The sequence below is a fragment of the Tessaracoccus lacteus genome (assembly GCF_029917005.1).
GTDB classification, from domain to species: domain Bacteria; phylum Actinomycetota; class Actinomycetes; order Propionibacteriales; family Propionibacteriaceae; genus Arachnia; species Arachnia lactea.
Genome location: NZ_CP123967.1, coordinates 2168825 through 2180464 on the forward strand (window position 1 = coordinate 2168825; position 11640 = coordinate 2180464).

Below are 11640 nucleotides of genomic sequence, written 5' to 3' on the forward strand. Positions count from 1 at the left end.
CCTCAGTGCACGAGCAGGGGCAGCGCGACGCCCCACGCTGCGATGAGGAAGGCCCAGTACTGCATAGGCAGGAAGAACATCGTGTGCCAGTTGCGGCCGTGGTGCTGCCCGGAGATGAACTGCAGGTAGCCCTCAGCCTGACCGCGGGCCTGCTCCAAGCTCGTGGGAGGCGGCTGGTTCGCCAGCCGGAAGGTCCCGGCGGCCACCGAGGCCTCCATCTGCTGACGCAGCGCGGGTAGTTCCTGCTCCACGACGCGGCGCGGTTTCACGACGTTGAAGTACCGGCCGGTGAACCAGCAGGCCACCGCCATCCCGAGCGCCACGGGGAGCATGATCCACTTCAGTGACGCTCCCCCGACGCTCCACGGGATGCCGATCCCGAAGATGCCGGTGAGTGCGACGTAGCCCGCTGCCAGGATGCCCCAGCCCCGCCAGATGATCATGTCGGCGAGGATAGGGCATCGTCCGTCCGCGGATCAGTCCCCGATGGGCGCCCAGCTAGGGCCGGTCTGGCCGAGCTTCTCGTCGAGCTTGGCGAACAGCGGCGTCGGCTTGGCCAGCGGCGTCGAGGCGACGACCGGGCGCGACTCCCAGACGGCCTGCTGCGAGGCGTAGTCGCCCTGCAGCGTCGGGTAGGTCCACTCGCCGTCGGTGACCTCGACGATGTCGGGCTGCGCGGCCCAGACCCCCTCGCCGCCGAGCGCCTCGAACACCTTCTGCGCCGAGTGCGGCAGGTACGGCGTCAGCAGCGTGTTGCAGTCGCTGACGACCTGCAGCGTGACGTGCAGGACGGTGTCGCGGCGGGCCGGGTCGTCCTTGAGCTTCCATGGCTCCATGTCGGAGACGTACTTGTTCGCCAGACCGACGATGCGCATGGCCTCGGTGATGCCCGCCTTGAAGCGGCGGGCGGCGATGTGCTCGCCGACGGTCTGGAAGGCGCCACGCGACTCGGCCAGGAGCGCCTCATCCTCGGCGGTGAGCTCCCCAGCGGTGGGGATGGATCCGACGTTCTTGTGCGCCATCGAGATCGACCGGTTGACCAGGTTGCCCCACTCGTTGGCGAGCTCGAAGTTCGTGCGGCGCACGAACTCCTCCCACGTGAAGTCGGTGTCCTGGTTCTCGGGGCCGGCCACCGCGATGTAGTAGCGCAGCGCGTCGGCGCCGAACTCCTCGAGGAACTGGCCGACGAAGATGGAGGCGCCGCGGGAGCTGGAGACCTTCGACCCCTTCATGGTCATGAACTCGGAGCTGACGACCTCGGTCGGCAGCTGCAGGTCGCCCAGCGCCGGGTGGATGGTGCCGCCCTCGGTGCCGCGCCCGTCGGCCCCGAGCAGGATGCCGGGCCAGATGACGGAGTGGAAGACGATGTTGTCCTTGCCCATGAAGTAGTAGGACAGGGCCTCGGGGTTGTTCCACCAGGTGCGCCACGCCTCGGGGTCGCCCTGGCGCTTCGCCCACTCGACCGACGCGCTCAGGTAGCCGATGACGGCGTCGAACCAGACGTAGATGCGCTTCATGGGGGCGTCGCGCCAGCCGTCGAGCGGGACGGGCACGCCCCAGTCGAGGTCGCGGGTGATGGCGCGCTCGTGGATCTCCCCCAGGAGGTTGTGCGAGAACTTCAGCACGTTGGGGCGCCAGTCCTCGCGGGAGTCCAGCCACTCGGCAAGCGCCGGGGCGAGCTTCGGGAGGTCGAGGAACAGGTGCTCGGTCTCGATGAAGTCTGGAGTCTCGCCGTTGATCTTCGACTTCGGGTTGATCAGGTCTGCGGGGTCGAGCTGGTTGCCGCAGCTGTCGCACTGGTCGCCGCGTGCGTTGTCGTAGCCGCAGATCGGGCAGGTGCCCTCGATGAAACGGTCGGGCAGCGTGCGGCCCGTCGACGGGGAGATGGCCCCCATCTGCGTCTTCGCGACGATGTAGCCGTTGTCGTAGAGGGCGGTGAAGACCTCCTGCACCACGGCGTAGTGGTTCGGGGTCGTCGTGCGCGTGTAGAGGTCGTAGCTGAGCCCGAGCCCCTTCAGGTCGGAGACGATCTGCGCGTGGTATTTGTCCGCGGTCTGGCGCGGGGTCAGGCCCTCCGCGTCGGCCTTCACCTGGATGGCGGTGCCGTGCTCGTCGGAGCCGGAGACCATGAGCACGTCGTGACCGGCCATGCGCATGTACCGGGAGAAGACGTCCGAGGGGACTCCGAATCCGGACACGTGACCGATGTGGCGGGGACCGTTGGCATAGGGCCAGGCGACCGCGGCAAGAACATGACTCATGCGCGTCATCCTATCGGTCCCGCGTCGGCCTCCGATCCTCTCCCTCCCCGCGCGGAGGGCGCGTAACGGCTACGCGCTGAGTGCCTCGCCGGGTCAGTCGCGCCTAGATGCCGCACCAGTAGCCCAGCGGCTAATCCACCCGGCGAAGAACAGCTCCTGCTGCATCGGGTGGAGGAATGTTGCCCGGGTCCCGCCAAGGCCGCGAACTGCGCCGACCACGCGGCCATCAACCGCATCGTCGCCGCCGGGCACCACCGCGGCGCGAAGGTCGGCGAGAACCTCTCGCTGCCTGCCGTAGCCGGCTCAGGCCCCACCTCGCACCTCTACCTCTACCGCCGCGCCGCGGACCGGCCCCGCAGGTAAGCGTGATGGTCGAGTTCGAGGGCGAAGCCAACCTTGTGCACTCCACCGCTCTGCCGATCACCGCAGAAGTCCCCGCGCCCGCGAGGGGGAGCTGGTTCCGCACCAAGCCGAGCTGTTGCGCACCAACGCGGTCGACGACACCCGGATGGCTGGCGCCTTGGCGTCCGTGGCCTCGCCGCGGTGGGGAGCGGCTACGCGCTGAGTGCCTCGCCGGGCCCGCCAGCCTCGTCATGCCCGCCAGACTCGCCGGGCCCGTCCGGCCCGCACGCGGCGCCGGGGCGACCGAGCGGCGTGGTCGGGTTTCCGCAGCCGGACCCGTCGCGGGTCACGCGGTACCGGTAGCCCAGCGGGCTGGTCCACTCGGCGACGCCAGGCTCCGGCTGCGCCAGGCCCCAGAGCTCGGCGGTCTTGCCTCGGTGAGGCCGCCGGGAGGCGGGCAGCAGGTTGCCGAGCCGGGTCTGCCCGGTTCCTCCGCAGGCGTCGAAGGAGATGGTGTGGTCGATGTCCAGGTTCCTCGACGAGCGACGGCTGTAGGGAAACATGTCGGTGGGCATGGCCAGCTGGATCGCGGTGCGCATCCGGCGGCTCGGCACGTAGCCGTCCTCGGCCGGGAGTTCGGGCAGGTCGATCACCGGCTGGACCCTGATCCGCATGCCGTCCCCGGTCAGCCCCTCGCGCAGCAGCTCGCCGAGCAGCGCAGTGGTGATATGCCCCGCCCGCTCGATCCGGGCAGCGCCGGTGAGCCCACCCAGCGCGTCGGCGTGGATGTGCACGGCGATCCCGAGCTCCGGGCGCAGCCGGGCAGCGGGCGTGACAATCCGTCCGCATAGGGGGTCGTGGGCACCTTCACCGCACGATCCCCGGGGGGAACCGTCACAGGGCGCACTCCACCCGTCCGGCTCCGGTGGGCATGGAGGTTCCTGAGTGGAGACGGGTCGGAAGTGGGCGGGTCTGCGGATCCAGCCATATTCGGGAGGGTCGGGCTCCCAGCCGGGTTCCGGCTCGCTGCCTGGATCCCACTCGGGCGGCGGCTCCTCGATCGGACCTCGCCCGCGTCCCCGCTCTGCTGCGGCCTTCCGCACACCCTCCGGCGTCTCCTGCGGTGGCACCCATGCCTCAAGGGCGTCGGGGTCCATCCGAGGAGCCTCACCCGGCACGCCGTCGAGGACCCTAAACCACCCGGGATCCCCCTCGGGCCCTGGCGCCGGCACCGGGCCTCCTGGGTCGGGCACGAGCTGGAGGACGGAGACGCCCTCGGGCGGCGCGTCCTCGATGAGCGGCTGCTGCGCCGCCTCCTGCAGGAGCCGCAGCGCGTAGGCGGGATGGGCGAGGATGCCGGTGGCCCTGGCCCTCAGCTGGTCCCGGTTCAGGTGGGGCAGGCTGGGCGCGATGAGCTCGGCGATCCGCGCCACCTGGGCGTCGAGGAAGCGTCCGTCGAGCACGTCGAGCCGGCCGGTGAGGTTGGTGACTCCGTCCTGCGTCCCCCACAACCACACTCCTCGCGACTCCCGCGCGAGGCGCTCCTGCTCGGCCGCCCACTCGGCGTCGACCTCGATCATGATCCGCTCGGCGAGTTCGAGGGCCCCGGCGAGGCTGGAGTAGCGGGACTGCCAGCGCAGCCAACGCCGGGTGACCTCCGCGGCCGCCGCCTCAGACAGGGGGCGGCACTTCCTGGCGAACGCCAGCGCGCGGTAGGCATCCACCTCGAGTCCCAGCACGGCCGCGTACAGCTCCGGATGACGGTACTTAAGGTCCAGTGCGTCCGCCAATGCCGCGAGGGCTGCGGCCTCGGAGCAGCCCATCAGGGGGCCAACCTCCAGGCCGAGGAACTGCGACACCAGGGGCGTCCCCGACCCGCCGATCCGACGCTCCGCGTCGACCAGCGCCTCGACCACGTCGTCCTGGTTCACGTGGTAGGACTCGGCCAGCTGGCATAGCCAGGCGACGCGCCGCGCCCGGACCTCCCGCTCGGCGCGCGCACACCAGCGCAGCCCCTCGGCTGCCTCCAGTGCAATCGCTTCGTCCATATAACAAGGCTACGCACCCACACCGACAAAAAGGATTGACTGCGTGACGTGTGGATAACTCGCTGCGATTTCTTCACCACGATTCCAGAGAATCATCGCCAAGGGGGATTGCTGCTCTCGGCCGATCATCGGGGTTCGCGTGTTCTGCGCGGAAATGGCGCGTGTGGAGGCCCACCCGATACGGCGCCTCGACCAGCGCCACCGAAGTACCTGGATGACCGACTTAACCCTCCTGATCCCGCTGCGGGATTCCGGACTCCCGCCCAAAGATGCGATGCCTATTTCGCGATCCTGATGCCCTGCGTTTCTGATCTTCTCAGATTTCGTTGGGGCCGGATCGACTCACGGCAAGGCGCCGGGCCCCACGCCCGTGGATGCAGCTGACGAAGGGCCTAGACTCCGCGGTCATGGACACTTCCGACTGCCCCTGCGGCTCCGGCCGCGCATACGAGGCGTGCTGCGGACGCTTCCACGCGGGGCGCCCGGCACCGACGGCCGTCGCGCTGATGCGGTCCCGGTACTCCGCGTTCGCGCTCGGGCTACCCGACTACCTACTGGCCACCTGGCATCCCGCGACGCGCCCCGCGGACCTCGACCTGGATCAGGCGACGACGTGGACGGGGCTCGAGATCCTCGGCACCGAGGCGGGCAAGGCGTGGGACCAAGCGGGGACCGTCACGTTCGTCGCCTCCTTCTCGTCACCCGACGGCGACGGGACCATGCGGGAGCGCAGCCGCTTCACGCTCGAGGGCGGCCGCTGGTACTACGTCGACGGCGCCCAGTTCTGAGGCTCAGGACAGCGCGGCGAGCCTGAGCGCCCAGCCGCCGGGGAGCTCGACCCACACCAGAGCAACCAGCCGATCCTCGACGCGGGCGCGCACCAGCGCGCTCTCGGGACCGAGCCCGTCCACCGACAGCAGCTCCCCGTCGACAGCCTTGGGCCATGGCGTCGTCGCCGACTCCCCCGCCGCGCTCTGCACGACGAACTCCGGGTGGAGCCTCGCACCGCCCTCGAACAGCGAACGGGTGGCACGCACGAGCGCCGCCTTCTGCCGCGGGCCGGCGGTGCCGGGGACCGGCTTCGGGGCATCCTCGGCCGGCGCGTCCCCGAAGAGGTCGGGCTGCTCGTCGACCTGACCGACGGTGAACTCCGCGGCCCCACGCCCGGGCAGCGACGCTGGGAAGCCCGGGCCCGTCTCCGCCTCGCGACCCTGCTGGAAGGCGGTGGCCGCCGCCCGGGCCCGCTCGTCGGCCGCCTCGTTCATGGCGTGCCCGGCATGGCCCTTGACCCACTCGAACTCCACCTCGCGACCCTTCAACGCCACGTCGAGCGCCTTCATCAGCTCGACGTTCTGGACCGGCTTGCCGTCGCCCTTCTTCCAGCCGCGCCGCTTCCAACCGGGCAGCCACTTCGTCAGCGAGTTGATGACGTACTGCGAGTCGCACAGGATGCGCAGCGGCTCGTCGACGTGCGCCGTCGACTGGAGCAGGTCGAGCACCGCCATCAGCTCGCCCATGTTGTTGGTGCCGTGGTCCCAGCCCCCGGCGGCCCAGATGTCGTCGGAGACGTACCAGGCCCAGCCCGCGGGGCCGGGGTTGGACAGGGAGGATCCGTCAGCTGCGGCAATGATCACAGCCCCCGACAATACCGGCGCGCGCCCGCGGGGCTAGATTGGCCGGGCTGGGAGGGCACATGGAGACCATCTATCTGGCGGGCGGCTGCCTGTGGGGTGTCCAGGCGTTCGTGCGCACCCTGCCCGGCGTGGTCGACACGGAGGCGGGGCGCGCCAACGGCACGTCCGCCGCACTCGGCGGCGAGTACGACGGGTTCGCCGAGTGCGTGCGCACCGTCTTCGACCCGGCACGTGTCACGGTCGCCGCGCTGGTCGGGCATCTGTTCGAGATCATCGACCCGTACTCCGTGGACCGGCAGGGCGACGACGTCGGGCCGCGCTACCGCACGGGCATCTACAGCACCGATCCCGGCCACCTGGCCGAGGCGCGCGCCGCCATCGACGCCCGTGCGGACCGAGACCGGATCGCGGTGGAGGTCGCCCCGCTGACGAACTACGTCCGCAGCGCCGACGAGCACCAGGACAGGCTGGAGCGCTGCCCCGACGACTACTGCCACATCCCGGCCGAGGTGCTGACGCGGTACGCCTGACCCCAGGGGCTGTCCGAGGGCCGTGCCACACTGACCCAATGCAATCGCACGACGAGATCCGGGTCCGCGGCGCGCGGGTCAACAACCTCCAGGGCATCGACGTGGCCATCCCTAAGCGGAGGCTGACGGTCTTCACGGGCGTCTCCGGCTCCGGCAAGAGCTCCCTGGTGTTCGGCACGATCGCCGCGGAGTCACAGCGCCTGATCAACGAGACGTACCCCGCCTTCGTGCAGTCGTTCATGGCCAGCCCCGCGCGACCCGACGTCGACGCACTCGAGAACCTGTCGGCGGCCATCGTCGTCGACCAGGAGCGGATGGGCACCAACGCCCGCTCGACCGTCGGCACCGCCACGGACGTGAACAACCTCATGCGTCTGCTCTGGTCCCGCCTCGGCACGCCGGAGGTCGGGCCGAGCTACCACTTCTCGTTCAACACCCCGCAGGGCATGTGCCCAGGCTGCGAGGGCACCGGACGGGTCTCGGCGATCGACGAGTCCCTGATCGTCGACACCGACCTCTCCCTGGCGCAGGGCGCCATCACGGCACCGAACTTCGGGGTCGGCACGTGGTACTGGAAGAGCTACGCGCAGCATCCCGACCTCGACCCCGAGCTGCCGCTGAAGGGCTATTCCGCGGACCAGTGGCAGACCCTCATGTACCAGGAGCCCACCAAGATCAGGGTCTCCGGCATCAACATGACCTACGAGGGTCTCATCCCGCGCATCCGGCGCATGTACCTCAACCCCGAGAAGGAGCCCGGCCAGAAGCACATCAAGGAGTTCGCGGAACGGATCGCCACCTTCCGCGCGTGCCCGGAGTGCGGCGGCACCCGCCTGAACGAGCCGGCCAGGACCGCACAGATCGGCGGCGTCACGCTGCCCGAGGCGCTCGGCTGGCAGATCACGGACCTGCGCGCCTGGGCGGAGGAGCTGCACGCCTCCGCTGCCGGAGTCGAGGTCGCGCCCGTCCTGACCTCGCTGGTCGACCTCCTCGGCTCGCTGGTGGAGGTCGGGCTCGGGTACCTGTCGTTGGACCGCGAGTCGGGCACCCTGTCGGGCGGCGAGACGCAGCGCGTCAAGATGGTGCGTCACCTGGGCTCGGCGCTCAGCGACGTGACCTACGTCTTCGACGAGCCGACCGTCGGCCTGCACCCGCACGACATCGACAAGATGGTCGACCTCCTGCAGCGGCTCCGCGACAAGGGCAACACGGTCCTGGTCGTCGAGCACAAGCCGCAGGTCATCGAGCGCGCGGACCACATCGTCGACATCGGCCCCGGCGCGGGCGCGCAGGGCGGCCGAGTGATGTTCACCGGCGACGTCGACGGGCTCCGCGCCTCCGGCACCATCACGGGCGACCACCTCTCCACCCTGCACGTCCGCCGCACCCCGCCGCGCACGCCCACCGGCGCGCTGGAGATCCGCGGCGCCACGACGCACAACCTGCGCGGCGTCGACGTCGACATCCCGCTGGGCGTGCTGACCGTGATCACGGGCGTGGCGGGATCCGGCAAGTCGAGCCTGATCCACGGGTCGATCGCCGACGGCTCGATGTCCGGCGCGGGCACGCTGCGCGTGGTCGACCAGAGCCCCATCCGCGGCTCCATCCGCTCGAACCCGGCCACCTACACCGGCCTCCTCGACCCGATCCGCACCGCGTTCGCCAAGGCCAACAAGGTCAAGCCCGCCCTCTTCAGCGCCAACTCGGCTGGCGCCTGCCCCAACTGCAAGGGCCTCGGCATCGTCTACACCGACCTCGGCCAGCTGGCCGGCGTCTCCCGCACCTGCGAGGTCTGCGAAGGCCGACGCTTCACCGACGAGGTCCTGCGCTACACGCTGCACGGGCTGAACATCTCCGAGGTGCTGCAGCTTCCCGTCGCCGACGCGGCGCAGGTCTTCCACGCGGGCATTCATGGCCGGATCCTGTCGCGGTTGATGTCGGTGGGGCTCGGCTACCTGCGGCTCGGGCAGCCGCTGTCGACGCTGTCCGGCGGCGAGCGGCAGCGCGTCAAGCTCGCGATCCAGCTGGGCGAGGGGCCGGGCAGCTACGTGCTCGACGAGCCGACCACCGGCCTGCACATGGCCGACATCGAGGCCATGCTCGTCATGCTCGACACCCTGGTCGACGAGGGCAACACGGTCATCGTGATCGAGCACTCACTGCCCGTGATGGCGCACGCTGACCACATCATCGACGTCGGCCCCGGCGCCGGGCACGACGGTGGCCTGGTCGTGTTCGAGGGCACTCCGGCCCAACTTGCGGCCGCCGACACGCTCACCGGCCGGCATCTGGCCGCCTACCTGGCCTGACGCGGCCGCCCGGGACGGGATCTCACCGTGCTGCGGCGGAGCCTCTGACTCCTCATGCCCGCTCGGACAGGTAGCCGTAGCGGTGGTGTTCGGTGAAGCCGAGGGACTCGTACAGCGCGACGGCGATGTTGTTGGTCTGCTCGACCTGCAGCGCGAGGTACCGCACCCCCGCGCGGGCCGCGTGCGCGATCAGGGCGTTGGTGACGTCGCGGCCGAGCCCCCGGCCCCGTGCCGCGCGGGCGACCTCGACATCCGTCAGGACGCCCCAGCCGCCGAAGTAGGCGATGCGCCCGATGGCGTGGTCCCCCAGCCGGAGGTAGGTGGCCGGCGCCGCGGTCATCTCTGCGACGCGCGCGTCGTTGTCGCGGTGGTCCCAGAGCTCGAGCCACGCCTCATTCGGCGCGTCGTCGATGGCGGCATCGGGCGTCTCGACGGCCCACCGGTCGTCGATGGCGAGCGTCATGGTCCTCGTGAGCTTGCTGAGCTTCATCCCGGCGGCCCGGCCACGCGCCTGCGCGTCGGAGCCGATGACCACCTGGAGCCGCACCGGCCCGCCCTGCCACTCGCGGACCAGCCGGAGCGCCTCGTCGAACTCGACCCCGGGGTCGCCTGAGGCCAGCACCGAGTTGGCGCGGAAGGAGTCGTCCGGGCCGTCGCGCAGGATCCAGCCGCCGAGCCTTGCCCGCCGCGTCCCGGGCCAGGTCCGGTCCAGGATGCGCTGGAGGCTGTCGGCCGACGACGTGGGCAGGACCGAGCGCTCCGGAACTCGCCGGAGGTTGCGCGCCTCGGCCTGCGGGACCCAGACGGCGGGCCGGTCCTGGGGCAGCACGACCACCCAGTCGGTGTTGGCCGCGACGACGTGCCCGACCACATCGCTCGCGCCGTCGGCCGACTCCCAACGCAGCGACACGCGCTGCGACTCGGAGGTCGGGGCATCCACGATCAGCGGCCTGTTCATGGGGAAATAGTGCACCACCGGCGCCGCATCTCCCCACGCGGCCTCCGGCGGGTCATTCTCCGGACGATCAGGCGCGCGCCGCCGCGTACGCGGGGCTGATGACCTCCCGGATCATGGCCTCGCGCTGGTCGTGGTGCAGGAACGCGGCCCGCATGGCGCGCACGGTGCACGCCTCGACGTCGTCGAGGTCCCAGTGGTGCGTCTCGACCAGCCGGGCGAACTCCCGCGACATCGTCGTGGCGCTCATCAGACGGTTGTCGCAGTTGATCGTCACGTTGAAGCCGAGGTCCTTCAGCAGCTCGACCGGGTGCTCGGCGAGCGTCGCCGCGATGCCGGTCTGCAGGTTCGACGATGGGGAGACCTCGAGCGGGGTCTGCGCGTCGCGGACATAGGCGGCGAGCCTGCCCAGCCGTGCGACACCGTCCTCGACCGTGATGTCCTCCACGATCCGGACGCCGTGGCCGAGCCGGTCCGCGCCGCAGACCTGCACGGCCTCCCAGATCGACGGCAGCCCGTAGGCCTCTCCCGCGTGGATGGTGAAGAACATGTTGCTGCGCTTCAGGAACTGGAAGGCCTCCAGGAAACGGCCGGGCGGGAAGCCGTCCTCGGCGCCGGCGATGTCGAACCCGGCGACCGAGTCGTCGCGGAACTCGACGGCCAGCTCGGCGATGTCAAGCGACGGGGTCGCGTGCCGCATCGACGTCAGGAGCTGCCGCGCGATGATCGGCCTCCCCTCGCCCGCGGCCTCGGCCATACCCTCGGCCAGCCCGTCGCGGACGGCCTCGACGGCCTCGTGCAGCGTCAGCCCGCCCGCGAGGTGCTGCTCGGGCGCCCACCGCGCCTCGGCGTAGACGACGCCGTCGGCGGCCTGGTCGAGCACGAACTCGCGCGCGACCCGGACGAGGTTGTCGTAGCTCTGCATCGCGGCGACGGTGTGCGCGAACGTCTCCAGGTAGCGCACGAGCGAGCCGGAGTCCGCGGCCTGGAAGAACCACTCCCCCAGCTCCTCGGGCGTCCCGGCCGGCAGGTCGTGCCCGGCCTCCGCACACAGCTCCAGCACCGTGGCGGGTCGCAGCCCTCCGTCGAGGTGGTCGTGCAGCGCCACCTTCGGGAGGCTGCGCAGGTCGTCGATGGTCAGCATGGGTGCCTCCTTCACCGGACCGCGTCCAGGTCCGAGGGTCCGAACGCCTGGGGCAGCACGTCGTCGAGTGTGAGGAGTCCCGTCGGGGTCTCCATCCACAGCGTCGGGCCGCCGTGCTCGTTGAGCAGCTGGCGGCAGCGGCCGCACGGCATGATGACGTCGCCGTCCTTGTTCACGCACGTGAACGCGATCAGCCGGCCCCCGCCGCCCGCAACGAGCGAGCTGACCAGCCCGCATTCCGCGCACAGCACCACGCCGTACGCGGCGTTCTCCACGTTGCAGCCCACGACGACGCGGCCGTCGTCGACCAGCGCCGCCGCACCCACCGGGTACCCGGAGTACGGGGCGTAGGCCTTGGCCGCCGCCGCGACGGCGGCGGCCCGCAGCGCGGGCCAGTCGATGTCCGTCTCTGTCATG

Annotated in this window: 11 protein-coding genes; 4 read left to right on the top strand and 7 right to left on the bottom strand. The window is 70.7% G+C overall.

Features of this window, described 5'->3' with window-relative positions; genetic code table 11:
* Nucleotides 1-2 precede the first annotated feature (2 nt).
* Entirely contained in the window at nt 3-443 is a 441-nt protein-coding gene (locus tag QH948_RS10080) for a hypothetical protein (protein WP_281144264.1), read from the bottom strand.
* A gap of 33 nt (nt 444-476) precedes the next feature.
* Nucleotides 477-2261: a methionine--tRNA ligase gene (gene metG / locus QH948_RS10085; RefSeq protein ID WP_348634917.1), complete on the bottom strand. Its 1785-nt coding sequence runs from the start codon at nt 2259-2261 to the stop codon at nt 477-479.
* A gap of 168 nt (nt 2262-2429) precedes the next feature.
* Between metG and QH948_RS10090 the strand changes: the two genes are divergently transcribed.
* Nucleotides 2430-2624 (top strand): hypothetical protein, encoded by a 195-nt coding sequence (locus QH948_RS10090; protein ID WP_281144266.1) that lies wholly within the window; start codon nt 2430-2432, stop codon nt 2622-2624.
* Between the two features lie 191 nt (nt 2625-2815).
* Here the strand turns inward: QH948_RS10090 and QH948_RS10095 are convergent, their stop codons facing one another.
* A complete protein-coding gene (locus tag QH948_RS10095; protein ID WP_281144267.1) occupies nt 2816-4651 on the bottom strand; it encodes a hypothetical protein in 1836 nt (611 codons plus the stop codon).
* Between the two features lie 407 nt (nt 4652-5058).
* On the opposite strand from QH948_RS10095, the gene QH948_RS10100 reads away from it, so the two are divergent.
* On the top strand, nt 5059-5439 hold the full coding sequence (locus QH948_RS10100) for a YchJ family protein (protein WP_281144268.1): 381 nt from the start codon (nt 5059-5061) through the stop codon (nt 5437-5439).
* Between the two features lie 3 nt (nt 5440-5442).
* Here QH948_RS10100 and QH948_RS10105 read toward each other — a convergent pair whose 3' ends face one another.
* Complete coding sequence (locus QH948_RS10105) at nt 5443-6285, bottom strand: ribonuclease H family protein (protein ID WP_281144269.1); 843 nt, start codon at nt 6283-6285, stop codon at nt 5443-5445.
* A gap of 59 nt (nt 6286-6344) precedes the next feature.
* Here QH948_RS10105 and QH948_RS10110 point away from each other — a divergent pair, with 59 nt between their 5' ends.
* The gene (locus QH948_RS10110) at nt 6345-6815 is read left to right on the top strand and encodes a peptide-methionine (S)-S-oxide reductase (RefSeq protein WP_281144270.1); all 471 of its coding nucleotides are present in this window, start codon (nt 6345-6347) and stop codon (nt 6813-6815) included.
* A gap of 38 nt (nt 6816-6853) precedes the next feature.
* Nucleotides 6854-9124, top strand: a complete 2271-nt coding sequence (locus QH948_RS10115) for an excinuclease ABC subunit UvrA (protein ID WP_281144271.1) — start codon at nt 6854-6856, stop codon at nt 9122-9124.
* A 52-nt stretch (nt 9125-9176) separates the two neighbouring features.
* On the opposite strand, the gene QH948_RS10120 is transcribed toward QH948_RS10115, so the two are convergent.
* From QH948_RS10120 to QH948_RS10130, 3 genes are all read right to left on the bottom strand, one after another.
* Complete coding sequence (locus QH948_RS10120; RefSeq protein WP_281144272.1) at nt 9177-10082, bottom strand: GNAT family N-acetyltransferase; 906 nt, start codon at nt 10080-10082, stop codon at nt 9177-9179.
* Between the two features lie 67 nt (nt 10083-10149).
* Nucleotides 10150-11223, bottom strand: a complete 1074-nt coding sequence (locus tag QH948_RS10125) for an adenosine deaminase (protein ID WP_281144273.1) — start codon at nt 11221-11223, stop codon at nt 10150-10152.
* Nucleotides 11224-11234: 11 nt separating this feature from the next.
* On the bottom strand, nt 11235-11639 hold the full coding sequence (locus QH948_RS10130) for a cytidine deaminase (protein WP_281144274.1): 405 nt from the start codon (nt 11637-11639) through the stop codon (nt 11235-11237).
* Nucleotide 11640 lies beyond the last annotated feature (1 nt).

Coding starts and splice junctions, on each gene's coding strand:
- QH948_RS10095 (WP_281144267.1), bottom strand. CDS start 4,651: ATGGACGAAGCGATTGCACTGGAGGCAGCCGAGGGGCTGCGCTGGTGT.
- QH948_RS10110 (WP_281144270.1), top strand. CDS start 6,345: ATGGAGACCATCTATCTGGCGGGCGGCTGCCTGTGGGGTGTCCAGGCG.
- QH948_RS10115 (WP_281144271.1), top strand. CDS start 6,854: ATGCAATCGCACGACGAGATCCGGGTCCGCGGCGCGCGGGTCAACAAC.
- QH948_RS10100 (WP_281144268.1), top strand. CDS start 5,059: ATGGACACTTCCGACTGCCCCTGCGGCTCCGGCCGCGCATACGAGGCG.
- QH948_RS10125 (WP_281144273.1), bottom strand. CDS start 11,223: ATGCTGACCATCGACGACCTGCGCAGCCTCCCGAAGGTGGCGCTGCAC.
- QH948_RS10130 (WP_281144274.1), bottom strand. CDS start 11,639: ATGACAGAGACGGACATCGACTGGCCCGCGCTGCGGGCCGCCGCCGTC.
- QH948_RS10080 (WP_281144264.1), bottom strand. CDS start 443: ATGATCATCTGGCGGGGCTGGGGCATCCTGGCAGCGGGCTACGTCGCA.
- metG (WP_348634917.1), bottom strand. CDS start 2,261: ATGAGTCATGTTCTTGCCGCGGTCGCCTGGCCCTATGCCAACGGTCCC.
- QH948_RS10120 (WP_281144272.1), bottom strand. CDS start 10,082: ATGAACAGGCCGCTGATCGTGGATGCCCCGACCTCCGAGTCGCAGCGC.